This is a genomic window from Ruminococcus sp. OM04-4AA (assembly GCF_003462585.1).
Taxonomy (GTDB): Bacteria; Bacillota; Clostridia; order Lachnospirales; family Lachnospiraceae; genus Mediterraneibacter; species Mediterraneibacter faecis.
The window spans coordinates 1-1,096 of sequence record NZ_QTZH01000157.1; the positions used below are offsets into that span (position 1 = coordinate 1).

At 30.8% G+C, this 1,096-nt stretch carries 3 protein-coding genes; 1 reads left to right on the forward strand and 2 read right to left on the reverse strand.

Annotated features, from left to right (window positions below; translation table 11 throughout):
* A partial coding sequence (locus DXB52_RS16290; protein WP_181989241.1) for a hypothetical protein occupies nucleotides 1-180 on the forward strand: 180 nt, incomplete at its 5' end.
* Nucleotides 181-234: 54 nt separating this feature from the next.
* On the opposite strand, the gene DXB52_RS15885 is transcribed toward DXB52_RS16290, so the two are convergent.
* Both DXB52_RS15885 and DXB52_RS15890 read right to left on the reverse strand, forming a co-directional pair.
* Nucleotides 235-729, reverse strand: coding sequence for a hypothetical protein (locus tag DXB52_RS15885; RefSeq protein WP_118108090.1), 495 nt, complete (start codon nucleotides 727-729; stop codon nucleotides 235-237).
* 18 nt (nucleotides 730-747) lie between these two features.
* A complete protein-coding gene (locus DXB52_RS15890) occupies nucleotides 748-954 on the reverse strand; it encodes a hypothetical protein (protein ID WP_118108093.1) in 207 nt (68 codons plus the stop codon).
* Nucleotides 955-1,096: the final 142 nt, after the last annotated feature.

Consider the following 1,096-nt stretch of genomic DNA (forward strand, 5'->3'; position numbering starts at 1 on the left):
CGCAGTATAATGCAAATTTTAGATTCTTTTAGTAATGATGAAGATAATGAAAATCAAAAGAAAATAGCATATTATTTTTCAAAATTACAGGCAGAAGTAACTGAATATACTGGTAAAAGTCTCAAAGACATTTACAATAATCGTATTGAATACTTACCTATTGATGAAATTTCCTTTTAGATACAAAATTCCCTCCGGCACTACAAACCGGAGGGTTTTCTTTAAAACAAATCGCTATGAGTTCCTGTTATTGTCAAGTAAAGATATTATTGCAAGTGCAGTAGTTGGTGCAAGGATACCAGTATCAACTAAATCTTCTAATTCAGGAATAAGTTTTGTAAGTTTTTTATAATTATTGAGAGTATCTACCGAAATCCCAATCATTTCCGCTAATTGTTCTTGATTCAAGGAGTCCGAAACTTTCGGAGTCCTATCAAACTGATTATTGCCATGCTCAATTCCATAAATTCTTTCAAGTTCTTTGATACATCTACCAAGTTTCTTTGCTGTTTGTGAATCTGTCCAAGAATCTTTTCTTCCATCAATTTTGCTATTCACTCCAATTGGAGTGAAATCCACATGTTGATTTCCTTGAAAAGTTTTTTGAGCTTCTGACTTTTTCTTTTCGTTCTCCAAAGCAACTTCTTTTTGAAATTCTTCTGTCATAGCAAGTTTTTCACCGGTAGAAAGATTTTTAGATGATAGCTGATGAGTAAGCATCCAATCCATTGCGTCAATTTAGCGCAACTACATCTGTCCACAATATGAAAGAATTTTTTCTTTACAGCTACGACTAATATTTAGCCCTATCGCAGTTAATTCACTTATTTCAGCATCACCAAATAAAAACTTATAAGCAACTTTGAATCTTTTACATCCATCCTCTAATTCATTGTTTTCACCACATTCTGATGATGCAAAACGTTTATATAAATATTGTCCTTCTGGAAGCATTTTCACTATTTCTAAAAATTTACTATTTCCATCTAAAAATTTTCTTTTTTTCCTTCTGGAAGCATTTTCACTATTTCTAAAAATTTACTATTTCCATCTAAAAATTTTCTTTTTTCTTCCATATTTTTCATACCTAAAATAA